General features: G+C 50.9%; 22 protein-coding genes and 2 riboswitches. Of the genes, 13 read left to right on the top strand and 9 right to left on the bottom strand.

The features are described 5' to 3' along the window. Window positions 1-526 precede the first annotated feature (526 nt). Window positions 527-623, top strand: a riboswitch (TPP riboswitch). Window positions 624-689: 66 nt separating this feature from the next. Then, window positions 690-2,045 carry an integrase gene (locus EKN38_RS00475; protein WP_126521568.1) on the top strand — a complete coding sequence of 452 codons (1,356 nt, stop codon included), beginning with the start codon at window positions 690-692 and terminating at the stop codon, window positions 2,043-2,045. Window positions 2,046-2,169: 124 nt separating this feature from the next. After that, a complete protein-coding gene (locus tag EKN38_RS00470) occupies window positions 2,170-2,904 on the top strand; it encodes a hypothetical protein (protein WP_126521566.1) in 735 nt (244 codons plus the stop codon). A 78-nt stretch (window positions 2,905-2,982) separates the two neighbouring features. Here the strand turns inward: EKN38_RS00470 and EKN38_RS00465 are convergent, their stop codons facing one another. The 4 genes from EKN38_RS00465 to EKN38_RS00450 form a co-directional block, all read right to left on the bottom strand. Further along, window positions 2,983-3,771, bottom strand: coding sequence for a hypothetical protein (locus EKN38_RS00465; protein WP_126521564.1), 789 nt, complete (start codon window positions 3,769-3,771; stop codon window positions 2,983-2,985). A 353-nt stretch (window positions 3,772-4,124) separates the two neighbouring features. Continuing rightward, window positions 4,125-4,313 (bottom strand): hypothetical protein, encoded by a 189-nt coding sequence (locus tag EKN38_RS00460; protein WP_126521562.1) that lies wholly within the window; start codon window positions 4,311-4,313, stop codon window positions 4,125-4,127. Window positions 4,314-4,403: 90 nt separating this feature from the next. Next, window positions 4,404-5,423, bottom strand: coding sequence for a major capsid protein (locus EKN38_RS00455; RefSeq protein ID WP_126521560.1), 1,020 nt, complete (start codon window positions 5,421-5,423; stop codon window positions 4,404-4,406). 12 nt (window positions 5,424-5,435) lie between these two features. Further along, entirely contained in the window at window positions 5,436-5,807 is a 372-nt protein-coding gene (locus tag EKN38_RS00450) for a hypothetical protein (RefSeq protein WP_126521558.1), read from the bottom strand. A 2,034-nt stretch (window positions 5,808-7,841) separates the two neighbouring features. Between EKN38_RS00450 and EKN38_RS00445 the strand changes: the two genes are divergently transcribed. The 7 genes from EKN38_RS00445 (at window position 7,842) to EKN38_RS00415 (ending at window position 12,660) form a co-directional block, all read left to right on the top strand. After that, window positions 7,842-8,267: a hypothetical protein gene (locus tag EKN38_RS00445; protein WP_126521556.1), complete on the top strand. Its 426-nt coding sequence runs from the start codon at window positions 7,842-7,844 to the stop codon at window positions 8,265-8,267. Window positions 8,268-8,294: 27 nt separating this feature from the next. Beyond that, the gene (locus tag EKN38_RS00440; RefSeq protein ID WP_126521554.1) at window positions 8,295-8,555 is read left to right on the top strand and encodes a hypothetical protein; all 261 of its coding nucleotides are present in this window, start codon (window positions 8,295-8,297) and stop codon (window positions 8,553-8,555) included. Then, entirely contained in the window at window positions 8,552-8,737 is a 186-nt protein-coding gene (locus tag EKN38_RS00435) for a hypothetical protein (protein WP_039274128.1), read from the top strand. Before EKN38_RS00440 ends, EKN38_RS00435 begins: the two co-directional genes overlap by 4 nt. After that, entirely contained in the window at window positions 8,718-9,374 is a 657-nt protein-coding gene (locus EKN38_RS00430; RefSeq protein ID WP_126521552.1) for a hypothetical protein, read from the top strand. The genes EKN38_RS00435 and EKN38_RS00430 overlap by 20 nt, the downstream gene beginning before the upstream one ends. Window positions 9,375-9,459: 85 nt before the next feature. Then, the gene (locus EKN38_RS00425; RefSeq protein WP_126521550.1) at window positions 9,460-10,032 is read left to right on the top strand and encodes a hypothetical protein; all 573 of its coding nucleotides are present in this window, start codon (window positions 9,460-9,462) and stop codon (window positions 10,030-10,032) included. A 142-nt stretch (window positions 10,033-10,174) separates the two neighbouring features. Continuing rightward, complete coding sequence (locus EKN38_RS00420; RefSeq protein WP_126521548.1) at window positions 10,175-10,549, top strand: hypothetical protein; 375 nt, start codon at window positions 10,175-10,177, stop codon at window positions 10,547-10,549. After that, entirely contained in the window at window positions 10,549-12,660 is a 2,112-nt protein-coding gene (locus tag EKN38_RS00415) for a tape measure protein (RefSeq protein ID WP_260480481.1), read from the top strand. The genes EKN38_RS00420 and EKN38_RS00415 overlap by 1 nt, the downstream gene beginning before the upstream one ends. Before the next feature lie 72 nt (window positions 12,661-12,732). On the opposite strand, the gene EKN38_RS00410 is transcribed toward EKN38_RS00415, so the two are convergent. Next, window positions 12,733-13,296 (bottom strand): tyrosine-type recombinase/integrase, encoded by a 564-nt coding sequence (locus EKN38_RS00410; protein WP_126521546.1) that lies wholly within the window; start codon window positions 13,294-13,296, stop codon window positions 12,733-12,735. Window positions 13,297-14,657: 1,361 nt separating this feature from the next. Next, window positions 14,658-14,754, top strand: a riboswitch (TPP riboswitch). Window positions 14,755-14,790: 36 nt separating this feature from the next. On the opposite strand from EKN38_RS00410, the gene thiM reads away from it, so the two are divergent. Genes thiM through EKN38_RS00390 form a run of 3 tightly spaced genes read left to right on the top strand, consistent with a single transcriptional unit; the run spans window position 14,791 to window position 17,147 of the window. Then, the gene (gene thiM, locus EKN38_RS00400) at window positions 14,791-15,561 is read left to right on the top strand and encodes a hydroxyethylthiazole kinase (protein ID WP_014832648.1); all 771 of its coding nucleotides are present in this window, start codon (window positions 14,791-14,793) and stop codon (window positions 15,559-15,561) included. Continuing rightward, on the top strand, window positions 15,558-16,358 hold the full coding sequence (gene thiD, locus EKN38_RS00395) for a bifunctional hydroxymethylpyrimidine kinase/phosphomethylpyrimidine kinase (RefSeq protein ID WP_014832647.1): 801 nt from the start codon (window positions 15,558-15,560) through the stop codon (window positions 16,356-16,358). Before thiM ends, thiD begins: the two co-directional genes overlap by 4 nt. A 42-nt stretch (window positions 16,359-16,400) precedes the next feature. Beyond that, the gene (locus EKN38_RS00390; RefSeq protein WP_014832646.1) at window positions 16,401-17,147 is read left to right on the top strand and encodes a GntR family transcriptional regulator; all 747 of its coding nucleotides are present in this window, start codon (window positions 16,401-16,403) and stop codon (window positions 17,145-17,147) included. Here the strand turns inward: EKN38_RS00390 and EKN38_RS00385 are convergent. Genes EKN38_RS00385 through EKN38_RS00375 form a run of 3 tightly spaced genes read right to left on the bottom strand, consistent with a single transcriptional unit; the run spans window position 17,121 to window position 20,349 of the window. Further along, the gene (locus EKN38_RS00385) at window positions 17,121-18,074 is read right to left on the bottom strand and encodes a PfkB family carbohydrate kinase (protein ID WP_014832645.1); all 954 of its coding nucleotides are present in this window, start codon (window positions 18,072-18,074) and stop codon (window positions 17,121-17,123) included. The genes EKN38_RS00390 and EKN38_RS00385 overlap by 27 nt on opposite strands. Next, window positions 18,071-19,075: an ADP-ribosylglycohydrolase family protein gene (locus tag EKN38_RS00380; RefSeq protein ID WP_014832644.1), complete on the bottom strand. Its 1,005-nt coding sequence runs from the start codon at window positions 19,073-19,075 to the stop codon at window positions 18,071-18,073. The genes EKN38_RS00385 and EKN38_RS00380 overlap by 4 nt, the downstream gene beginning before the upstream one ends. Then, window positions 19,072-20,349: a nucleoside permease gene (locus EKN38_RS00375; RefSeq protein ID WP_014832643.1), complete on the bottom strand. Its 1,278-nt coding sequence runs from the start codon at window positions 20,347-20,349 to the stop codon at window positions 19,072-19,074. The genes EKN38_RS00380 and EKN38_RS00375 overlap by 4 nt, the downstream gene beginning before the upstream one ends. Window positions 20,350-20,601: 252 nt before the next feature. Here EKN38_RS00375 and fbaB point away from each other — a divergent pair, with 252 nt between their 5' ends. After that, window positions 20,602-21,654, top strand: coding sequence for a class I fructose-bisphosphate aldolase (gene fbaB / locus EKN38_RS00370; protein WP_008500869.1), 1,053 nt, complete (start codon window positions 20,602-20,604; stop codon window positions 21,652-21,654). A gap of 81 nt (window positions 21,655-21,735) precedes the next feature. On the opposite strand, the gene yegS is transcribed toward fbaB, so the two are convergent. After that, a complete protein-coding gene (gene yegS, locus EKN38_RS00365) occupies window positions 21,736-22,635 on the bottom strand; it encodes a lipid kinase YegS (protein WP_014832642.1) in 900 nt (299 codons plus the stop codon). Window positions 22,636-22,726: the final 91 nt, after the last annotated feature.

The following is a 22,726-nucleotide window of genomic DNA, read 5'->3' as shown; positions in this document are numbered from 1 at the left end:
TCATAAATAGCATGAATAGCTAAACGGGTGATCTATAATGCTTTTGGTTTTAAACTCATAAAATACAATGACTTAGTTATTTTTGAAGAATGGATGAAAGAAGAGTTTCGAAATATTAACACTTAAGTAATCCTTAAGTGTTTTAAGCAAAAATGGTGCAAAATGTTCAAAATAGTTAATGCCTATTTATAGGTTGCCCTTACTTCTTTATTTTCGAATCTGACTTATGTTTTGAATGAAAGTTGCAGTGAGGGGTTTATATTGTGGGGTTTTTCCTGAAAAAATATTTATGTTGAAAATTAAAGCGAGAAAGTGTTCAGGCCAAATTGCAATAAATGCGTGAGTGTAATGTTATAAAAAGGAAAAAATAAGCAGGTGAGTCTGTATCAGATAATTCATTACGCTATCGCTGTGTGATATCACTCTGCCCGGTACCGTGATAACTCGAAAGCCCTTGCACCTGGCCTGCCGCCGCGGTTACACTAAATAGTAGCAATGAGTATCATTTAATTTATTGTATTATAAGTATTTTGACTCGGGGTGCCCTTCTTTGTGAAGGCTGAGAAATACCCGTATTACCTGATCTGGATAATGCCAGCGTAGTCCTGGCGATTATTCAAGGTAAAATCAAAGACTTATCTGCGATTTTCGAACCGTTTTGTTTAGCCGATCACATCGAGGCTCACGAAATGGGACACCAGACCATACGCCACACCATTAAACGTAACGGGGTTTATTACGTTCGTTTTCGCCTGCCTGATAATAAGTTTTTCCGGAAGTCGTTAGAGACTGACAGCCACACCCAGGCGCAGTTGCTCATGTCTTTTGCTTCTCCTGTAATTCCTCTGGTTCAACGTGGAGCCATCCAACCGGATCACTTCGGTAAGCGTCTTTCTGAGTATGGCAATAGTCTGAAGCAGCAGAATGAAAAATGGCTGGCGCACCAATTTCTGAATGATGCGCGGCGCAATATTCAGCCGATAGTTGTTCATGAAGACCGCGAGGTTGTCTCTCCTTCGGTAGATGAGGAAGAACAAACTGAAGCACAACCAGAACACGTGTTAACACTGGCTGGCGCGTGGAATATGTATAAAGAGGAGAAAGCCCAAAACTGGACGAAGGCTATCTCTCAAGCCAATGAGCGCTTTATGGAGGTGATGTTGATTGTCTTGGGTTCGTCAACTGATGTAACCACGATTACCAAGCAAGACATTAAACAGGTAATGGAGGTTGTTGAAAACTTGCCTAAGCGTGTTGTACAGCCTTATCGGTCAATGACGGTTCAGCAACTAATCGAGAGTGATGATGTTCCGCCCGAAGATTTAGTTGGCGCTGAGTCTATCCACAAGCATTTAAAGATGTATAAATCGCTATTCAAAACCTTCCTGACTGATAATAAAGATATTCTGGAGAAGTCTCCGACAGATGGGATCGTCGCCGCACCGTCTAAAGCGAGGTTTGGAGCATACAGTGCAGCAGAAATGAGAAAGTTTGTGGGGTGGGCGCTCAAGCAGCCTGACGGTTGGCAGAAGTGGATCACTCTTTTGTTGGCGTACACGGGAGCCAGAAGAGGCGAGATCGCAAAGCTGGAAAAATCTCATATCAAATATGATGAGGATAGTCAGCGGCACTATCTCCTGATCGCGGAAGGAGGGCAGGGGAAAACTGAGAACGCGACTAGACAGGTTGTAATACATCCCAAACTGATCGAATGGGGATTCCTTGATTTTGTAAACCGCCAATGGAAAGAGAAAATCTTCTCGCCTGTGTCGGGTAAGAACATGCCGAAGATCGGCAAAGTTTTAGCAGATGTGCGTGATCAGCTTGGTATTCCTTATCTTGATGACTATGGGCAGCGGCGATTGGTGCATAGCTTCCGACATACCATGATTTCAACCTGTTTAGCCGGATGGGTTGGCAACTTAGCGCATTTACAACAGGTAGTCGGGCATGAGAAAACTGGGACAGGGATCACAAAAAGATATATGCATACCTTCCCCCTCTTCACAGTTTGTTATGTTATTGATGAGTTAGACTGGCTCTGAGCCAAAGGTCGCAAGGTATGCTTGCTGTCATTAATAATATGCAATAAAGATTTTTTTGCAGCAATTAGACGGGCAAACCTTGTATTATTCATAAACAGAAAAGTAAAAATTATAAAGGACTATCATGGCTGATTATATTAATAGTAACATTCTTAGCCAGTCATATGTACATGTTGAGCCTGAATGGCTTTTAACTGTTAATGGAGAGAAAAAACAAGAAGCCATTGAAAGAATTAGGAATATCATTAAAACCCATGCCGAAGAACGAATGAGGTTCTTCCTCTATGATGATGTCGATATTGAAGTAACTTTCGAAGATGGTTCTATAAAGGCTCGTATTACAGCTTATGGTAAAATATGCGTATTATTAACGGCTCTTAATCCAGTCGGAAACTTTGTTGCAAACTATGATTCATACAGAAATGGAATAAAAACGATTGTTTCTGATGTGGCAAGATTAAGCGATGTTGTCAACTCTGAAGTTTTGTTCCAGACAAAATCTAGAAGTAAGAGTGAAATTATCAGGGTTGAGGCTAGAAAAGGAATTGTTGGCTCACTTGATAATATAAATAAAAAAATAAATGAAATTAGTTACAAAACAAGAGTAAACAAAAAAAATTCAGTAATGTCTATATATAATTCACTCTTGGAATTACACAAAAATATCCTTGATTTAATGGATAACGTAAATGATGTGAACGATAGAAATCTTGTTAGAACAGCGCTCATTGATGGTGTTAAAAATTTAAATTTGGGGAAAGGCGCATTTGATCTTACTGATCCAATGTCGAGAAATATGCATGATGATTTGTTAAAGGAAAGGGATGAATTAGTAAGGAATTTGGAAAATTATAAATAGTGAAACACTAAGATTAGAGTACACTATTATTTTTTTTGTGCTTTTCTAAAAAATTTAAAAGGGGCTTGCACCCCTTTTTTATTTGGACAACCATAATTGTGGGCGTCTAAAATTCTTGTGTTCTATATAAAATATAATATCTTTCCATAATTCATCATTGCTTTTCCAGAAAGACTCTTTTTCTTTGGCAGTAATGACTGAGCTTTCATCTATAGCTTTCCTGAGGATAAATGGCATGTCATAGTAAGGTTTTTTCCATAAGAGATTACGTAAATATTGCAATTCTTTTTTGGCATGTTCAACCTGCTCAATCATTTTTTGATTAGTCACATGATCTGAAATAGGTTTGTTACCAATCCAAAGTCGATATTGTTGTTCTAGTTTATCATGATGTGTTTTTAAAATTGTTTTTGCTTCTTCTAATAAGATAGAGCACATATCAAAAGTTGTGAAATAATACCAATCCTTCTTTATTTCATCTAATTCTTTGTCACTTACATTAATTTTTTTTAATTCATTTGATATAGACGTCACAAGATTAAACAGGTCTTTGTTTGAAGTGGCGGTATCCATTCTTCCTGTTCTCGATGCCAATGAAATTGCAACTTCAGAAATAGGTATGGAAACTTTTCTCAAACTATCTAATACATTTTCTGCATCGCTTATTGTATCCCTTAACTTTGCTTCAAGCCCAAGTATTTTTATCTCGCTCCAATCGAATTGAGTAATAACCATTATGCCCAGACCTGCTCCAATTATGACGGTTCCTCTCGTAGCACTCAAAGTGAAAGTTGCATAAATACCAAAAAGAATTAATGCTAACGCCATGAAAAAAAGTATGTTTTTTACCAGGGTATGTTTAAGCATATCTATGTGCTCATTAGGTTAAATGTTCTGAGATTATACATTGTTTTTTTTCTTTAAATATAGAGACCTTGAACAATTAAAAGCCTTTCGTTTTTACACTGTCGAAGGTATCTGGATGTGGGTTCTACTGCGAGCGAGTAACTAAAGTAAGTGAATAAGTGGTATTTTTGTAAGTACAAAGGTGCTTCCCCCATGCAACTCTTGTTCGTTATGATTTTGCCTTCCTCCGGCGAGGTGAAGCACAACAATGGTTGATTAGCGCAGCATTGTGAAGAGAGATATTTCATTCTCATCAATCTTTGAACAATAAAAAAGGCCAACCCGATAAGGTCAGCCTTTTAAAATTCAGTGAGTTAGCGAATTTTATGCTTTTTCCCAAGTAGCACATTCAAAGCATATTCAAAGCCGTGTTGCGCCTCTAAACGACAAAGGGTGACATTACAGATCCCCAACTTCTTACACAGCGCCTTACGGTTAATTACTTCCGCCGTACCAGATACATAGACTTGACCAGCGCCGGGGATATTGATTGAAACTTTCATGTGTTACCTCAGTGTAAAAGTAAAAATGAATATAACCGGAAGAGATAACCCCCAGCCGTACCGGAAGGGCGCGACCGGAGGAAATGTGCATTACTTCAGCTTGACGTTCAGCGTGTAGTTCGGGCGCAGGTTCAGCGGAATGAAGCTCGCCTCCTGGTGAATGGTCACCATGCCGTAACGGTCAGTCATTACTTTCTGGTAGTAAGGGCTGATCACGCCTTTAGCGGCGACGTCCTGATTCCTGGAGGCAGGACCGTGTACCAGTTTGAACGGGTTACGATCTGCTGCATTGAACTTAGGAACGAACAGGCCGGAACCTTCTTCGATTTCGTAGCGGTCATCGTCCGCCAGAATGAAAGTAATGTTGCCAATGCTGAAGGAGTCATAACCCGCAGTGTTAACCGGGATCAGAGCGCCTTTTGCAGCTTCAGCCACTTTGTTGGTGATCAGGCTGGTTACTTCTGGGTGGCTCGCCAGAACGTCATACAGGTCTGGGGAGCAGAAGCAATAGAAGCGGTCCAGATAGGAGCGGCTCGCGCCGTACTCTTTAACCAACATGCGGCGAATCTTCGCAAGCTGTGCATAGACGTTAGCGCCAGCTGATCCGTCAAGGTCGAAACTCAGCGGGGCCGTGCCGAATACCGCATTAAAATCGACATCCCCGTCATCGGTTTTAGCCGCTTTAGCGGACTGTTTGAACAGGGCGCGGGCCAGTGTGCTTTCAACCGTCTCCAGGTGATAGTTACGCATACGGATAGATTTAGCAGCGATCACAGAGGAAACAGCCTCAACCTGATCCGGGTTAGCCGGGCTTACCAGACCCTGCCAGTCAGCGGTTTTTACGTCCGCCTCGGTGGCATAGTGTGGGATCTCCTGGTCACGCAGAATGGTTTTATCCATCTTGATCGCGTTTACTTCGGTGCCATAGCGGGCAACCTGTTCCAGTTCACTAACCTGAGTTTCCACAATATCCAGAACCTGGGCGCGTGGAGTGGTTGAGTTAACATCGGAGAAGATACCCAGATCAGAGATCAGATAATTGCCTGCTGGCACATCTTTGATCGCCGCTACGGTGTCCAGCTTTTCAAACTGTTTAAAATCAATAGCCATTGTGTGATTTCCTTATGCTTTGAAGTAATCGGCGTTGATAGCCAGGCGAACGTCACCGGAAGCTGTCAGGGCGGTCAGTGCGGCTTTTTTGCTCGCGGCGTCTTTGGCACGTAGAGCAAAATCGGTAATCACAACATGGCGATCCACGATAACCAGCGTTTTGGGCTTGCCATCGGCGGACATATTGGAAAGGTTAATGATCGGCTTGCCAGCGTCAGCGGCGGCGGAGTCGAACAGGGCAAAAGTTTTGCTGTCCAGAATATCGCCACAGAAGACGTCAGCCGGGAGGCTTGGGGCGGTTACTTCGGTGCGGTCAAACAGGCTGGAGGCGTAATTCACGATTACGTCACCTTGCGTTACCGGGTAGCGCTCGGAAGTTTTCATAAAGGTTTTCCTTATGGAGGGTTTTAGATGTGGAGAGAGTCCACAGGGTGATCCGGTGCAACGCCGGATATAAGGACCGCCACAGAGGACAATCCGAATTGTTGGAAGATGGGAGGCCGTGGGCTGAATAGAAGAGGGCGGCATCCGCGCCGCCCTTTCTAATCTGGCTCTCTCTCACCCTCGCTAGGGTGGGGGGAGGTGTAAACCTCTTTTTTGTGGTCACTCACCCGCCAGCGTCACGGGAGCAACCGCCAGCCGATGGGCAAATAACCACAAAAAAGAACCCGGAAAGAGACACCGGGATGAAGGCAATGTAACTTACTGTCTGATCACTTGTTTTCCTGTGTAGCCGCAATGCCTTACATGATTTGCTTTCATGGTTCAGCAAAGAAGCCACAGAGGAAAACGGACGCCTGAAATACGCCCGGAAACCATCGAAGAAAATCAATAGTTTATCGTTGCAACTGGGGAACCACCCCCGGCCCAACTGTGGACCCCGTGGAGGGTCGCTACAATCGTGGAGATCGCTTGTATTCTGAAGAGCCGCAGCTAGCGACGCTTTAGAATAGGGCCTGTGGCGCAAGCCCTATGATTAGAGGCGTTTTGAATCGTAGGAGTGAAACAATCGGCGGAACTTGAGGAGAGGACCGCACACAAAGCATTCTGGCAAGTGGGGTTGAAAGAACGCTTTGGGTGAGGGCCGGGACGGGGGAGAAGTCCGCCCGGCTCACTCAGTACAGACCCACAAGGGCTGGCTAAAGCACACGTTAATGAAAGTTCTGTACAGGTGCGGGGCGGTAAGCTGCAAAACGGCGATTTCGACATACTCACCACATCCCACACCATGAATACTATGTTATCACAAATGAGAATGATTATCAATAAATATTAATTGTATTCCTATTTTATTTGTGGTATGGCGTGACTTCCCCACATATTGGGAAGAGAGGCAAATCAATTTTTATTAACTGGCGGGTAGGTTGTGGGTTTACATGTTGGCACTTTTGACAACAAACCATGTAGCCCAAAAGGCACACAAGAGTATATAACTACATAAAACCTCGCTACGCTCGCCCTCCGGGCTACGGTTTTATTAATCTTAGAATTTAATCGTTCAATAATTAATCGCTCAGGCTCTTAATTATTTCTCTTTTAAATTCTAGCCTCTTAAAACCTTTTCGCCCCTCCGGGCTTACCAGGTTTTAGGCCGTTGGCCTGTTTTCCCACAATGTGGAGTCTCGCCTGATGAGGCTCACTCCCGGGGAGGAAGAATCTTCCGGGCGGAAATATTTTCCGGGGTATGTCAGATTGACGTACTGATCAGGAGATTGATCCGGGGTCAATATGGACCCGGTGGGGCAGCTTAGGCAAAATCTGCCTAACTTGCTGATCCGGCAATTCCTGCCCAACTTCCAAAGTCAGGCAAAATCTGCCTAAGCTAATATCCGAAGTCAGGCAAAATCTGCCCACTATAAGATTAACAAGATGAACCCTTGTTAACACACCTTCTGATAAGAGGGCTTGCGCCCTTGAGGGCCAGGTCAAGACCTAGAGAGTGTGAGTATTGTTATTGATTGAATAATCAAGAGATCAGACTCTTGAGACAGGGAACCCTGTTCCCGTATCTTGGGAGAGAACCTTCCACAGGTTCGACTCTTTGGGAATAGCAGAAACAGAACTCGCTCCAGCGAGTTTCTTTTCTGCCTTTGGGAAACCGTGACATCTGGGCGGCGGGGTGGGGGTGCCCGGCCCGGTACACAGTGCCGCACAGCGTACAGAACCACAACCCACAGAAACCCACCTAAACGCACCGCTGTGGCGCTCTCTCCTACGTGGACAAGGAAACACCTTATCAACGCCTAAAGCGTCACAGAACGCCGGACAGGCACACCCATGCAGTTTGTTCACTTAACAACCAGTCGCAACAAAACACAATGTTTTTATTGCGTTTTATTGCAAAACGGTGTAAAATATATAACATAATGATGCGGAGCGCTTCCCTCTGAATTATAATCCATCCAATCGGAGAGTGCAATGAGTATTTACCTTGATGTTGAAAAAATGGTTGATCGTGTCGACCATGGCGACACCCGTCGACAGACCCTAACAGAAGCCCGTAGCCGTTTTAAAGCACAAGGGCGCATGGAAGAAGTTGAAGCGATTACTCAGGCCCTTGAATTGACCAAATCCAAGGCATCTGGAGTCCTCCGCCAGTCTCAGCGCATTGCCACCAAAATTACAGAGATGGACGCAGAGAAAGCATTAGAGCTTAAAGCAACCGTTGCGCTGTTCGCTTCCAAGTCTACGGATCTGCAAGCCTCTATTGTGCTGGCTTTCCAATCCCTCTTTGAGGCTAAAGGTGTAACCCTGGACCACGATGAGGTGATGGCCCTGTTAATGTTGAAAGCATCAGCGGATTTTGAGGACATGACAGGCGAGCTACCAATTATTGTACATTAATCAGTAACTTAATTTGGGAGGGTAACAATGAATCACGTTTATACAGACTTGTCGGAATCCCGCCTGTTGTCTGGATATGCAAGCCAGATTGTGGAAGCTATCCAAAATGATGAGTCTGCCCCGCACCTTTACGACGACATCCGCGAAATGCTCCAGCAGGTTAGCCCCTCTGGCATGATTACCATCGGTAACCCGGCGATCACCGCCCCTGCGTCATGGTGGGGTGATTGGTTCGGCCTCAACCTCACCGCTGAAGACATCGCAGAATTAAAGGAGATTTGCCTGTGAGTAAAAATAAAGAGTTGGGGATCAGCTTCGATCCCTATGTGATGGAGCAGCTTTTCGCGTTGGCCTCCACCCGTGAACATGGCAGCGTTCACACCATTGTTAAGAAAGCAGTCAGCCAGTTTTTGAAAACCGTTAATTCCGATTCTGTTAAGGATTCCCACAATGACCGAATTTCTAAATAAGCTCTACTCCAAAGACTTTGTGAAAACGTCCCGAACCTTGCGCCGCTTGAAAACGTACAACGGCGTAAAAGTCTCTTTAGAGATGGTTCTGACATACGACTTGATCGCTTCATTCAACCGTGATCAGCGTATGGCTAACGGTCACATTAAGCAGGGGATGCCGTCCGCTTTTGGTCAGGCGGAATTAGCTGATTTTCTCATGTGCTCACTGAGAACGGCCCGCAACGTGATCGGCGCTTTGAAAAAGGCAGGTCTGATCGAGTGTGTCGGACGTGGCCCGCATGATGTGGATCTGTTGGTATGCCTGCCTATTGTCGAAGCTAACACGGAAGAAGCAGCGCCTACGCCTAAGCCGTCCGCCACACGTCCACAGCGGGCCACAGCGGAGCGGGAAGAGGTGCAGGAGTCCAACCACACAGCGGAGCCTGTAGAAGCGCCTGAGATTGTGCCAGCAACGCCAGGGCCAGCAGCGCCGATCACATTGCTGGATGTTTACAGCGGGAGGGTGGAAACGGTGGAGCAAGCTGATCCCCAACCGGGGGAAGTGGTTCCTGTGGGGGTGCCAGCGGTGACGCCATACCCAAGAGGGGAAGTCAAGGAGCCGTCGAGAGAGTGGGATTTAGACCCAGCTTTTTGATTTGGTAAAATTTAAATGTAAATCCCCATTATACGCATGATGTCAAATTCCCCGTGTGAAGTCAATAATTTTCTGGAGATTCCTTTTGAGCATTATCACAACTGAAGTAAAAGCCCTAACCCCTGAAGAGGAAGCGATGATCGCCGCTCTCTCTGACAAGCTGGCTACCAGTAAGCCACGCCCCCCGATGGATGAAAAGAAGCTGACAACGGATCAGATTGTCCAAATCAAGCGGGCCTGTGTGATGGGTCATAGTGCTAAGGCGATCTGTGCAGCTTTCAAGGTGTCCCTGGCGTATGCCCTGAAGATGAAACGGGAATACAACCCTGTGAAATATCAAAAGGCCGTGCTGACCCTTCCCGAGAAAGCCGTGATGATTCAGCAGATGAAAGCGGACAATCTCCCGGATCAGATGATTGGTGAAATGTTGGGGATCAATATCAAGACTGTGGAGACCCTCTCCCAGGTGACCCCGGCTAAGTATCTGGCAGACCAGATGTTACCTTACGATCAGGTGCTGGCTAATCTTCGTGCTCCTCGATATGTGGCTAACCCGGTTTACAAGTTGGGGACCAGCATGACCAGAGTACGCAAGATTATCAGCGCCGGGCGGAAGGAACTCCGCACCGTGATCATCCCCTCCAAACGAGCCGCATAACCCCCCCGGCCCGCAGTCGGACCTACTAGCCCCATTGCAATATTTACTTCTCCCTTTTGGGCGATGGTCCCTGTGGATTATCTACGCCCTTGTAAATCTCTATTTTCTCTTTTGTCACCTCGCCATATAAGGACCCTCTCACATGGAAGCATTTAAGAACCTCCTCAATCAGTTGGAAATTCAGAAGGCAGAGCAGCGCCAGCGGGAAGCCGAAGAGGCAACCAAACAGAACGAACTCCGCAAGGCACAGGCCGATCTGTCACTGGATGAGGTTATCGCTTTGTACGCCAACCAGTTGGAAGCCTCCACCAATGCCGCAGACAGCGCCCAGAAGGGCCGCGCCATTAAGAGCCGGGGAATTGCTCTGTGTCACAAGGATCAGGGATTCAGCGCCAACGGTCGCCCGGTCTCTCTCCTGACCAAATCCGCAGACCTGCCAGCAGGTCACCGCCGGGTAATCATCAACAAGGCAGCAGGGCGCACCCTGAAGGCTACCAAACTGGAAGGGGATGAATAATGAGCGGTAACGTGATTGTTACGAAAACGACGAACCGGGTAACTTTTGAGACCGACCGTGGAAGCTATCAGCGCACCGTTGACCGTATCAAACAGGTGGGGAAAGAGTGGGACAAAGTAGCGTCCAAGATGAAACCGCTACGCCTCAAGTTTGAGGAAAACGCCTACACCAAGATCCGCCGGAAACAGCAGGACGCCGCCGCAAAAGCAGCACTGGCAGAAGCCAAAGCCAAAGCGGCAGCAGACGCCAAAGCATCCAAAGCACAGATCGCAGCGGAGCGTAAGATCCAGACAATCCGCGCTAAAGCTATCCGCTTCAGCACTTCAGCCGCTAACGCCAACGTTACCCCGGCCCAACGTGCTGGACACCTCCAGGAGTTTGGACAGCTTACCCGCCAGTATCACGCCGGGTCTATGGCATTGCAGGAATATAACGCCCGTGTGTCACGCCTTCAGCAAACCATGCGCCAACAAGGCCGGGTAGGCATGAGGGGAGCCACAATTCCAGTAACCGCGAAAGTAAACAAACTTGATACCTCCATGATCGAGGGTGCAGGCGGGGCGATCACCATTGCCGCAACTGTGGCTTTGAGTGGCAAGATCATGACCACCGGACAGGATTTTGAATCCGCTATATCTGGTCTTACAGCGATCACCGGTTCCACAGAGAAAGCCGCTAAAGAGTTTGAGTATCTCAAAGAACAGTCCAACCGTTTGGGCCTCGACCTCATTAAGACCAGCAAGGATTACACACAATTTGCGGCCTCTGTTGGGGATAAACTCCCTAAAGACCAGATGCGATCCATCTTTGAGGGGGCCAGTGAATGGGGCCTTGTAACTGGTGCATCCGCAGATGAGCAATCACGTGCTTTGAAAGCCCTTAACCAGATGATGGCTAAAGGCCAGGTCATGTCTGAGGAATTGAAGGGCCAGTTGGCGGAAGCTCTCCCCGGTTCTGTGGGTCTGTTCGTTAAGGCTCTTAACGACATGAAAGGCGTTACCAACCTGACAGAGAAAGATCTGTTTAAGTTGATGGAAGACGGGAAGCTGTTCTCTAAGGACATCCTCCCACACGTGGCTAAACAGATGAAGGAAGCGGCCCGGAACGGCGGAGCACTTGACAAGGCTATGAAGTCCAACCGGGCATCATGGCAGCGCCTCAATACCAGTATGCAGAATGCTATGAATGTTTTCTTTACTTCTGGCTTCGGCAACGAATTAACCAACGCTTTCGACTCAATCAGCGCCGCTATTGACGGGTCTGGTGGAGCCTTTGAGATGTTCGGGCATATCGCCGGGAAGATTGTTGAAGGCGCCACAGATGCGTTTACAGAGTTGCATGACACTGTGATCTTTACCTTCCGTGTGATTGAGTATTACGCCGCCAAAATGGGGATCAATGGGGAGCAGCTCAAAGCCTGGGGAGAAATGGCAGCATACGCCGCCGGAGTGGCTCTGTTCGCTGGCTCTGTTTACAAGTTGGGCGGGGCTTTCAAGTGGGTTCTCACCATGCTGAACCCTCTTACCAAACTGTTGGGAGTCATGAAGGGGATCGCCGCTATTGGTGGCATTGAAGCCGCTTCTGAAGCTCTGGGCGATGGTAAGCCAGGTAAAGACGGTAAACCGGGCAAACCTGGGAAGAATACCAAACCGATCAGCGCGGGCCGTGGCGTTAACTTTGGCCTCCCGGCTATTATCGCCGCTGTATCACTGAATGACCGCCTTGATCAGATTCAGGCAGACCCGGAAGCGTTTAAGCGCAAGGTGCAGGAGAATAGAGACCGTCCAACCTTGTGGACCGACATCATGGAGGCTTTCTCCGGTAGTTGGTACGAAAAGCAGCAGAACGCAACCCAGCAGGCAGCACAGACCGCAGCACTCGATCAGACTGTTCGTGTTGCTGTCCCAACCTTCACCCCACCAGATGCAGCGACGGTTACAGGTGGATACAGTAACGCACTGATGGCCCCGCCAGCGTGGCTAAACCAGCCTCTTAACGTTAACGTCAATGTGAAAGTGCAGGATGGTCAAGTTAAAGATTTGGTACGCTCTGAAGTCGAGAGCAACAACCAGCACGCTTTCAACATGCTTATGCAGGGCGGGCCTAACTAACTGCCCATACAAAAAAGGCTCCTCTAGTGGGAGCCTTTTCTCTTTCATAATTCCTAATATCCTGGCTTTTCATTACAGATCCGCTATTGAATATTTATCACTAAAATCATCTACTTTGCGTTGTGTGGCCCCAATGTAATGGAGCGTACTTGATAACGATTTGTGCCCTAATGCCTTACTGATTACGGCTATATCCTCCCCATTGTCATAACCAATTGTTGGTTTACTCTTCCTCATGCTGTGGGTCGAAAGATTCAGCCCCAGCTTTTCCCCGGCGTAGCTAATTTCCTCATGCAATTTGGAGCGGCTCACAGGCTTTCCCTTGCTCCTGTGGCTGTTCAACTGTAAGAGGTACACATGATCAGGGTTCGCCTCTCTCCGGGCCGCTATGATGCGTTTAGCGGTATCGGTGAGCCTCACCCGGACAGATTCACCCGTTTTCTGTTGGGACAGGACAAGGTGATCGCCTTTGATGTCGTCATAACGGATAGAGCGCAGGTCCGACACCCTCAGCATTAACTCATAACCTAATAACCAGGCGTCACGGTACAGCGTCAGCCCCTTGCCCTGTTTGAGTAGCTCAACCGCTACCGCTTTCACTTCCTGAACTGATTTACAACCCTCTACGAAATTCATTTTGTACCCTCCAGATCCTAACTGTGATCAATTATTGATCAAAAAACAGGCACTTGTAAAAGACAAAAATTATTAATTTTAAGTTGTGTCTTTTTAGTGAATTAAATCGGGTTTAATCGCGTTTAATGGCAGAGTAATGATCCGGCAGGGGAGAGAAACGGCCCTTATGGGCTGTTTATGTGGGTAAAAGATGGTTACTTAATGTACTGTCACCACAAGGCGGGTAAGATGATTTGACTCCCCAATCGCCTTTAAGTTACTGTATTTGTGTATAATTAATTATTGTTTCGTAATGGTGTTGCCTGGCAAATTTTCAATTTACCCTCAAGAAAAAATCCCCAGCTTTTTTATTCACACAAGAGAATCAATGTTATTTGTAAACGATAGTTATTCTCAATACCAATCAGGGCGAAATCCTTCGCCCCTCAAAGGGCCTCTGTAGGCCCGCTCTCTGTATGCGCCTGTGGCGCTACCACTCTTAACCCTGTGGGTTTGTATTGCTTGCCATAAGATAACGCGCCACAGGCGCACAGGGGAGGCGGACGCCTCCAGGGTGGCCCGGCTGGGCCACTGGTCCACAGGATAAAACAACAGAATGGTATTGTGTTGTTATTAAGTAATTGAGAATAAAGGGATATATGAGCGAGCGCACTGTAAGAGCGGAAGGTTGGGCAATGTTTGACCAGAATGCAGGCCATCCGGTAGGGAGTGCCCCCAGATATTTGGCGAAAATACTCTCATCACCCGGGGCCTCAGTTCGAGGGGCCTAGCAACAATATCCAAACTCCCGGATATTTTCCCACCCAACTGGAAGGAATCCGCCCCTATTTTATGGTCGTGTATAGGTTAGGCTGAGGGAGGCTCGCCAGTGTACACCCCCTGGATTTGGTGATCTGTTAAGTTGTTGATTTTGATCGATTTTAGATCAATCATCCGTTGCCGGGATTACCCCCACCCAGACGGATGGCACACAATGAATAACGATAAGTCAAACCACCCTAAACACTTTCAATACTTGGGCCGCATGGTCACTGTTTACCCTACATACATCATTATTGATGGTATAAAGATCAGCCGTTCCCGCCTTTCCTTTGCATTCCAATTGGAATTGGCAAAAGCACTTCGACTGCATGAAGAAAGCGTATGCAGAGAATAGATTCCATTTAAATCATCACGATTAAAATTATTTTCTTAAGCCGCCTTATGGGCGGTTTTTTTGTGCCTGCCATTTATCTGTGGGACACAACGTGAGACACAAACTGGGACACAGAGGATTTTTTAGGGTTGAGTCTTTGGCTTCCCGCTGGCATGATCCAGAACAGGGATTAACGGGACGTTAATCGCAAGCTTTTGATTTTGTTTTATTTGACTCGGGGTGCCCTTCTTTGTGAAGGCTGAGAAATACCCGTATTACCTGATCTGGATAATGCCAGCGTAGGGAAGTCAGATGCCTCCCCTGGTCATCGCTTCTTCACGCAAGGCAGGAGCGAAACCATGCAGCCTGACCTGCTCGATTTACACGTTTTACACCACTTCCGAACCCGTTCTCCGCTCACCCATTGCATGACCAACGATGTCGTGCAGACCTTTACGGCCAACGTTTTGCTGGCGCTTGGCGCATCCCCCGCGATGGTGATTGAGGCCGAAGAGGCAGAACAGTTTGCCGGGATGGCCGATGCGCTGCTGATTAACGTCGGTACCCTCACCACGCCCCGCGCCCAGTCGATGCGGCGGGCCATCGAGAGCGCGGTGGCGGCAGGCAAACCGTGGACGCTTGACCCGGTGGCGGTGGGCGCTCTGGCGTTTCGCACCCGCTTTTGCCATCAAATCCTTGCCCTGAAACCGGCAGCGATTCGCGGCAATGCTTCGGAAATTCTCGCCCTTGCGGGGATGAGCGCAGGGGGACGCGGTGTCGATACCACCGACACCGCCGCCGCCGCGCTACCCGCCGCGCAGGCGCTGGCTCGCCAGACCAATGCCATTGTGGCGGTGACGGGGGAGGTGGATTACGTCACCGACGGCCAGCGCACCCGAACGGTTGCGGGCGGCGATCCGTTAATGACCCGCGTGGTGGGCACCGGGTGCGCGCTCTCGGCGGTGGTGGCGGCGAGTTGTTCCCTGCCGGGGGATCGGCTGGACAATGTTGCCGCTGCCTGCGGATGGATGAAGCGCGCCGGAACGATCGCCGTTGCGCAGTCTTACGGGCCGGGCAGCTTTGCCAGCGCGTTCCTTGATGCGCTGCACAACCTGGAGGGGGAGGCATGAAACGAATTAATGCTCTGACGATTGCCGGTACCGATCCAAGCGGCGGTGCCGGTATCCAGGCCGACCTGAAAACGTTCTCGGCGCTTGGCGCTTACGGCTGCTCGGTGATCACCGCGCTGGTGGCGCAAAACACGCGCGGCGTGCAGTCGGTCTACCGTATCGAGCCTGATTTTGTCGGTGCACAGCTGGACTCGGTGTTCAGCGATGTGCGCATCGACACCACCAAAATCGGGATGCTGGCGGAAACGGATATCGTCGAGGCGGTGGCTGAGCGGCTGCAACGTTATCAGGTGCAAAATGTGGTGCTGGATACGGTGATGCTGGCTAAAAGCGGCGACCCGCTGCTCTCTGTATCTGCTGTTGAGACATTGCGCAAGAAACTGCTGCCGCAGGTGGCGCTGATTACGCCAAATCTGCCTGAAGCGGCCGCACTGTTAGACGCGCCGCACGCGCAGAATGAACGTGAAATGAAAGAGCAGGGGAATGCCCTGCTGGCGATGGGGTGCGGCGCGGTGCTGATGAAAGGCGGCCATCTTGATGACGATGAAAGCCCGGACTGGCTCTTTACCCGTGACGGTGAACTGCGTTTCACGGCCCCGCGTGTGCACACCAAAAATACCCACGGTACGGGGTGCACGCTCTCTGCCGCGCTGGCGGCGCTGCGTCCACGGCACAACAGCTGGAACGATACGGTACGCGAGGCCAAAATGTGGCTCTCCGCCGCGCTGGCAAAAGCCGATACTCTGGAAGTGGGTCACGGTATTGGGCCGGTTCATCATTTTCATGCATGGTGGTAAGCCAGTATACTGGCAGGAAACACCACGCCTGAGAAAACAGAGATGGAACAAGCGCATACCCGGTTAATCGCTCAACTGAATGAACGGATCGCCGCGCCCGACAACATGCCGCTGTATCTGAAATTTGCCGAAACGGTAAAAAACGCGGTACGCAGCGGGATGCTGGAGCACGGCAATATTCTGCCCGGCGAGCGCGATCTGAGCCAGTTAACCGGGGTGTCGCGCATTACCGTGCGCAAAGCGATGCAGGCGCTGGAAGAAGAGGGCGTGGTAACGCGTGCCCGGGGGTACGGGACGCAGATCAACAACATCTTTGAATATTCGCTCAAGGAAGCGCGCGGTTTTTCTCAGCAGGTGGTGCTGCGCGGTAAAAAACCTAACACGCTATGGGTGAATAAACGGGTGGTGAAGTGTCCGGAAGAGGTGGCCAGCCAGCTGTCGGTACCCCCGGACAGCGAGGTATTCTTGCTTAAGCGCATTCGTTACGTTGACGATGACGCGGTGTCGATTGAGGAGTCCTGGGTTCCGGTTGAGTTAATTCATGACCCGGACGCAATTGGCATCTCGCTCTACGACTACTTCCGTAGTCAGAATATCTTTCCGCAACGCACCCGCTCCCGTGTCAGCGCCCGGATGCCGGACAGCGAGTTTCAGGCGCATATTAGTATGGATGACAAAATACCGGTACTGGTGATCAAGCAGGTTGCGCTTGACCAGCAGCACCGGCCGATTGAGTACAGCATCAGCTACTGTCGCAGCGACCTATACGTCTTTGTGTGCGAGGAGTAATGCCTCGCGCGTCGGCGCGCAATCCCCGCCGCGGTGGCTGACCACCCAGGCCGCCACGGCATTCCCCAGAGTCACGGCATCCGCCAGACGCCATCCTGCCGCCAGACCGGCAAGCGTACCGCCCGCATGGCTGTCGCCTGCGCCAATGGTATCGACGACGGTGGCGGGAAACGCGGGAACATAACCTGATGCGTCGCCTTCATACCAGGCTGCGCCATCTTTGTCGTGGCGAATAATCAGCGCGGCGTCATAACGGTGCTGCCACTGCACGCCTAAGGTATCAACGTCCATGCCAGCGCGCTCAGCGGCAATCTGCGCCTCCTGACGATTGAGCGACACGATGGGTTTCAGGGCCATGATCCGCGCCATCAGCGCGTCGGGAATATCGGCAATGCGGGGGCCAAAATCGATAAACGCGGTGACATTTTCCAGCGACTCCAGCCAGCGTGTGAGCAGTTCACCCGATGGTGATGCCAGCTGATAGCCGGACAGATACACCAGGCTACCCGGCGGGACATTCAGCCCATCCAGCCAGTGCGGCTGCCACTGGTTCTCCACGCCGCTGAACGACATAAAGGTGCGTTCACCGTCAGGCTCTACCAGCGCCAGACACCAGCCGTTATCGCCTGCTTCGGCCTCCACGGCGCTGTGCAGATCCTGCCTGGCCATGGCGTTACGGATGATCTCGGCCCATACGCCGTGGCCGACGGGCAGGGCGTTTTGCGCCGCAATGCCGAGCCGCTTCAGGGCGATGGCAATATTCAGCGCACAGCCGCCGATATTCACCCCCTGTTGTTTCAGCTCGATGTCGCACCCGCGCCAGGGCAGGGCGTACGCGTCGGCGATCACGTCGATCACCGCCGCGCCCAGCACCGTAACCGGGCGTGTGGCCTGTAATGTTTCAAGACGTTGGGCTAACGTACTCATACGCCCTCCCTTTGCTCCCGGTAGTGCAGCAGTTTTTCGCAGTAGTGGTCAAAATTGAGCCGGTTTACGGTGTCGAGTTCATCCTTCAGCGCCGGGTCAATCGCCTGCACGCCGTGCAGTGCCCCGCAGATGGCCGTTGCCATCGCCCCGATGGTGTCTGTATCTCCGCCGAGGTTGGCGCACAAAATCGCGCAGCGGTTTGGGTCCGTGCCGGCCAGCTCCACCATCGCAATCGCCGCCGGAACGGATTCGATGGTGCTGGTGCCCGCACCAATGAGCTGGTAAACCTGCTCGCTGGCGGAGTCGACGCCATGGGCTTCCCGCACGGTCTTAAGCGCCAGTTCAATACGAGCCGCCAGCGAGGCGCTGAAGGTGGTGGTTTTCGCCTCCTGTGCATAGCGGGCAATGCCGGGCAGGGCATCGACGATGTTCTGCCAGCGCTCACCGTCGATGGCGCGCGAAACTGCCCAGGCAATCACCACGGCCCCGGCGATGGCGAGGTCCGATTTATGCGTCGGGCTGGAGGCCAGCGCGACCTGCCCGACAAAATGTTCCAGCCGCGTCGCCGGTAGCAGGCAGCCCAGCGGGGAGGCCCGCATCGCCGCCCCGTTGGTCACGCCGTTGTTGTCCAGTTCGCTGACGGGTTTGCCGTCGCGGATGGCGTTAAGCGCGATTTTTGAGGTGGGCCCCAGCACATTTTTATTAAAGGCATCGAAATCCAGCGCCCAGTTCAGGATATGTTTGCCGATGACATCCGCGTCAATCTCCCCGTCGCATTCGATAATTGCATCGGCCAGGCACAGCGCCATCGAAGTATCATCGGTGAACTCCGCGCGCTTAAAATAGCAGGCCGCGTTATTCTCTGCCGGGCCGGGTAAAAAGCGGTCGATCCAGCCGAAGTGCGCTTTGACGCGCTTTCTCGGCCACAGCTCGGAGGGCATACCCATCGCATCCCCTAACGCCTGCCCGTAAAGAGCACCGAGAATACGTTCTTGTTTCATTTAACTTCCCCTTGTGTCAGCGCAGCATCGCCATCAACCACCTCAATTGCGGTGATCTCTTTGTCCGATTCGCGGAAAAACAGCATAAACAGCACGGCAATCACGGCAATCATGATCGCCCCGAATGTCCACATCCCGGCCCAGTTGAAGGTCAGCCCATTCACCGGCTCTTTGTAAGCGAACATTTTTTCCATCATCACGCCGCCCAGGCGGTAACCCAGCAGGCTACCAAAACCCTGACAGCACAGCGTAATCAGGCCTTGTGCGGCGGTGCGCATATGCACCGGCGCTTTTTTATCCACGTAGATATACGCGGTTACATAGTAGAAGTCGTAGCTCACCCCGTGCAGCAGAATGCCGAGGAACAGCAGTGCATAGGTGAAGTACTGTTCCGCACCGCCGTAAACAAAGAAGCCGTAGCGGATGGCGGCCGTGAGCAGACCCAGCAGTAAGACCTTCTTAATACCAAAGCGTTTAGTGAAGAACGGCAGCGCCAGCATAAAGAAGATTTCCGAGAACTGGCCGAGCGTCATCCAGCCGGTGGCGTTTTTCATCCCCACCTCGGTGAGATAACCGTTGGCGAAGATGTAGTAGAAGGCCAGCGGCATCGCGAACAGGAAAGAGCAGAAGAAGAACACCAGGAAGTTTTTGTCGCGCAGCAGGATCAGCGCGTCCAGACCGAGCATCACTTTGAAATCCAGTTTGCCGGTACTTTTCGGCGGCGTATTCGGCAGGAACAGGGCAAATACGCCCAGCAGGGCGGAACTGGCTGCGGTCATCAGCAGCGGAATATTGGTATCAGAGATATCGCTATAGCCCAGCATCTGCGGCAGGAACCCACATGCCAGACCGGAGGCGATCCAACCGATAGTGCCCATCACGCGAATACGCGGGAAATCGGCTTCCACGTCATCGACGTTGGCGAAGGCAATACTGTTGGTCAGCGCAATGGTGGGCATATAGGTGAGGGAGTAGGCCAGCAGCAGCGGGAAGAAGGTGCTGAACTGGGTTTGCTGTGCGGCGAAGTACATCAGAATGGCACCGGCAAACATCAGCACCGCCAGCACTTTCTGGGCGGCAAAGAAGCGGTCGGTTAGCGAGCCGACGAGAATAGGCGACAGGATCGCCGCAATGGCCGTACAGGCGTAGGACCAGCCAATCTCCCCGGCGGTAAAGCCGCTTTTGCTCAGCCATAGCCACAGCGGCACAAACCACGCTCCCCAGATAAACCATTCAACAAACATCATGAATGACAGTTGGACTTTCGTTTTCATTGTTTAATCCTGCATGTCAGTGAGAGTACGCCTTTAACATACCATTCAATAATACCTTTAAAATACCTTTGTGGTGATTGTTTGATCAATGTAACAGTTTTGTTGTACACGAATCGAGCCAGCAGATTGTGCTGAAAAAAAATGCAAATGCTGGAAAATCTGTTAAGTCGGTACCAGGCTTAGTCTGCCCATAAAAATGTGGGTCTGGATAAACACTCACCGACATGACGTCGGAATTACGGGAGCATCGCTATGACTGATATTGCGCAGTTGCTTGGCAAAGACGCCGACAGCCTTTTACAGCATCGTTGTATGACCATTCCAGCCGACCAGCTTTATCTGCCCGGCCACGACTACGTTGATCGCGTGATGGTGGATAACAACCGTCCACCGGCCGTGCTGCGAAATATGCAGACGCTCTATAACACCGGGCGGCTGGGCGGTACCGGGTATCTCTCGATTCTGCCGGTTGACCAGGGCGTTGAGCACTCGGCAGGCGCCTCCTTTGCAGCCAATCCGCTCTACTTTGATCCGAAGAACATTGTAGAGCTGGCGATTGAAGCGGGCTGTAACTGTGTGGCCTCTACCTATGGCGTGCTGGCGTCTGTTTCACGGCGTTATGCCCACCGCATCCCTTTCCTCGTCAAACTGAACCACAACGAGACTCTCAGCTACCCAACCGAATATGACCAGACGCTCTACGCCAGCGTGGAGCAGGCGTTCAATATGGGCGCAGTAGCGGTTGGGGCGACGATCTACTTCGGCTCTGAGCAATCCCGTCGTCAGATTGAAGAGATTTCCGCCGCCTTTGAACGCGCCCATGAGCTCGGGATGGTGACCGTGCTGTGGGCGTATCTGCGTAACTCCGCGTTCAAAAAAGACGGGGTGGATTACCACGTCTCAGCTGACCTGACCGGCCAGGCGAACCACCTGGCCGCAACCATTGGCGCTGACATCGTGAAGCAGAAAATGGCCGAGAATAACGGCGGCTATAAGGCGGTGAACTTCGGTTATACCGATGACCGTGTCTACAGCAAACTGACCAGCGATAACCCGATCGACCTGGTGCGCTACCAGCTGGCGAACTGCTACATGGGACGCGCCGGGCTGATTAACTCCGGCGGTGCGGCGGGTGGAGATACTGACCTGTCTGACGCGGTACGCACGGCGGTTATCAACAAACGCGCAGGCGGTATGGGGCTGATCCTCGGCCGTAAGGCGTTTAAGAAATCAATGGCTGACGGCGTGAAGCTGATCAATGCGGTTCAGGATGTCTATCTGGACAGCAAAGTGACGATCGCGTGAGTACTCCTTCTCCCGGTGGGCTGAAGGATCCCCATAAATAATGCCTGCACAGACGGCTCCCTCTCCCACAGGGAGAGGGGATCAGCGCAGAAGCACACAATCCGGCGGCAACCGGCACTGCAGCGCGCCGGGCAACACCTCTATGCGGAAATGCTCCCCGCTCAACGGTTCCCCATCCAGATTAAACGTCATCCCGTGCGGGGCATTTACTTCGAACCACGCGGATTTTCCGGCAATAATATTTGGGCTCTCTTCGGGCTGCGTCAGCGTGGTAAACAGCGCGGGCAGCAGGCCGTCGCCGGTGAAAATACGCAACTGAAGCTGACCGTCATTAATTAGCGCCTCCGGGCATAGCTGCTGCCCGCCGCCTGCCTGACGACCGTTGCCAATGCCAATCACCAGCGCGTCTCCCTGCCACTGGAAATCCTCGCCGCGAATTTCGCAGCGGTCAGGCTTGAGGGTGTCCATGCGCATCAGACCGTGGATCAGATAAGAGACACCGCCCAGCGCCGCTTTGAGTTTTTCCGGCGTTTCGCTGGTGATCCGCGTGCCGAACCCGCCCGTCGCCATGTTGATAAAGCAGGTTTTGTCATTCACCTGCGCAATGTCCACGGCGGTAGCTTTGCCGAGGATCGCCAGTTGCAGGGCTTTACTCAACTCCTCCGGAATGCCGGCGCTGGTGGCAAAATCATTGGCGGTACCGAGCGGTAAAATGCCCATCACCAGACGGTCTTCTGTGGGCAGGTCGACAAGCGCAGCGGCGATCTCATTGATGGTGCCGTCGCCGCCGCCGGAGATAATGGTTTCGACGCCCAACGTCAGGCCTTCATGGATATACCGTGCCGCGTCGCCTTTTTCCCACGTGACCCGTACATGGATCCGCGCCCCGTTTTCCCGCAAATCAGTGATTGCCTGACGCAGCAGATCGTTGCCTGCACTTTTACCATTGAGAATCAATAAACTGTCTGGATAGGTTGCCATCCTCGCTGCTCCCTTTTTTAGCGTTAGTAAGAGTGTATAGCAGTGCGGAAAAAAGCGGGTAAGAACAGGATGAAATGGAAAAATAAGGCCG

Source organism: Enterobacter sp. WCHEn045836, assembly GCF_003965585.1.
GTDB classification, from domain to species: domain Bacteria; phylum Pseudomonadota; class Gammaproteobacteria; order Enterobacterales; family Enterobacteriaceae; genus Enterobacter; species Enterobacter dissolvens.
The sequence above is the reverse complement of the archived record's forward strand: the minus strand, read 5'-3'. Positions and strand labels throughout refer to the sequence as shown.

Excerpts from the sequence above, each read along its gene's own strand:
- EKN38_RS00385 (WP_014832645.1), bottom strand. The coding sequence starts at position 18,074 with ATGAGTACGTTAGCCCAACGTCTTGAAACATTACAGGCCACACGCCCG.
- EKN38_RS00420 (WP_126521548.1), top strand. The coding sequence starts at position 10,175 with ATGGAAGCATTTAAGAACCTCCTCAATCAGTTGGAAATTCAGAAGGCA.
- EKN38_RS00380 (WP_014832644.1), bottom strand. The coding sequence starts at position 19,075 with ATGAAACAAGAACGTATTCTCGGTGCTCTTTACGGGCAGGCGTTAGGG.
- EKN38_RS00430 (WP_126521552.1), top strand. The coding sequence starts at position 8,718 with ATGACCGAATTTCTAAATAAGCTCTACTCCAAAGACTTTGTGAAAACG.
- EKN38_RS00375 (WP_014832643.1), bottom strand. The coding sequence starts at position 20,349 with ATGAAAACGAAAGTCCAACTGTCATTCATGATGTTTGTTGAATGGTTT.
- EKN38_RS00460 (WP_126521562.1), bottom strand. The coding sequence starts at position 4,313 with ATGAAAGTTTCAATCAATATCCCCGGCGCTGGTCAAGTCTATGTATCT.
- EKN38_RS00390 (WP_014832646.1), top strand. The coding sequence starts at position 16,401 with ATGGAACAAGCGCATACCCGGTTAATCGCTCAACTGAATGAACGGATC.
- EKN38_RS00450 (WP_126521558.1), bottom strand. The coding sequence starts at position 5,807 with ATGAAAACTTCCGAGCGCTACCCGGTAACGCAAGGTGACGTAATCGTG.
- yegS (WP_014832642.1), bottom strand. The coding sequence starts at position 22,635 with ATGGCAACCTATCCAGACAGTTTATTGATTCTCAATGGTAAAAGTGCA.
- EKN38_RS00455 (WP_126521560.1), bottom strand. The coding sequence starts at position 5,423 with ATGGCTATTGATTTTAAACAGTTTGAAAAGCTGGACACCGTAGCGGCG.
- EKN38_RS00470 (WP_126521566.1), top strand. The coding sequence starts at position 2,170 with ATGGCTGATTATATTAATAGTAACATTCTTAGCCAGTCATATGTACAT.
- EKN38_RS00415 (WP_260480481.1), top strand. The coding sequence starts at position 10,549 with ATGAGCGGTAACGTGATTGTTACGAAAACGACGAACCGGGTAACTTTT.
- EKN38_RS00410 (WP_126521546.1), bottom strand. The coding sequence starts at position 13,296 with ATGAATTTCGTAGAGGGTTGTAAATCAGTTCAGGAAGTGAAAGCGGTA.
- EKN38_RS00475 (WP_126521568.1), top strand. The coding sequence starts at position 690 with ATGGGACACCAGACCATACGCCACACCATTAAACGTAACGGGGTTTAT.
- thiM (WP_014832648.1), top strand. The coding sequence starts at position 14,791 with ATGCAGCCTGACCTGCTCGATTTACACGTTTTACACCACTTCCGAACC.
- EKN38_RS00465 (WP_126521564.1), bottom strand. The coding sequence starts at position 3,771 with ATGCTTAAACATACCCTGGTAAAAAACATACTTTTTTTCATGGCGTTA.
- EKN38_RS00440 (WP_126521554.1), top strand. The coding sequence starts at position 8,295 with ATGAATCACGTTTATACAGACTTGTCGGAATCCCGCCTGTTGTCTGGA.
- EKN38_RS00445 (WP_126521556.1), top strand. The coding sequence starts at position 7,842 with ATGAGTATTTACCTTGATGTTGAAAAAATGGTTGATCGTGTCGACCAT.
- thiD (WP_014832647.1), top strand. The coding sequence starts at position 15,558 with ATGAAACGAATTAATGCTCTGACGATTGCCGGTACCGATCCAAGCGGC.
- fbaB (WP_008500869.1), top strand. The coding sequence starts at position 20,602 with ATGACTGATATTGCGCAGTTGCTTGGCAAAGACGCCGACAGCCTTTTA.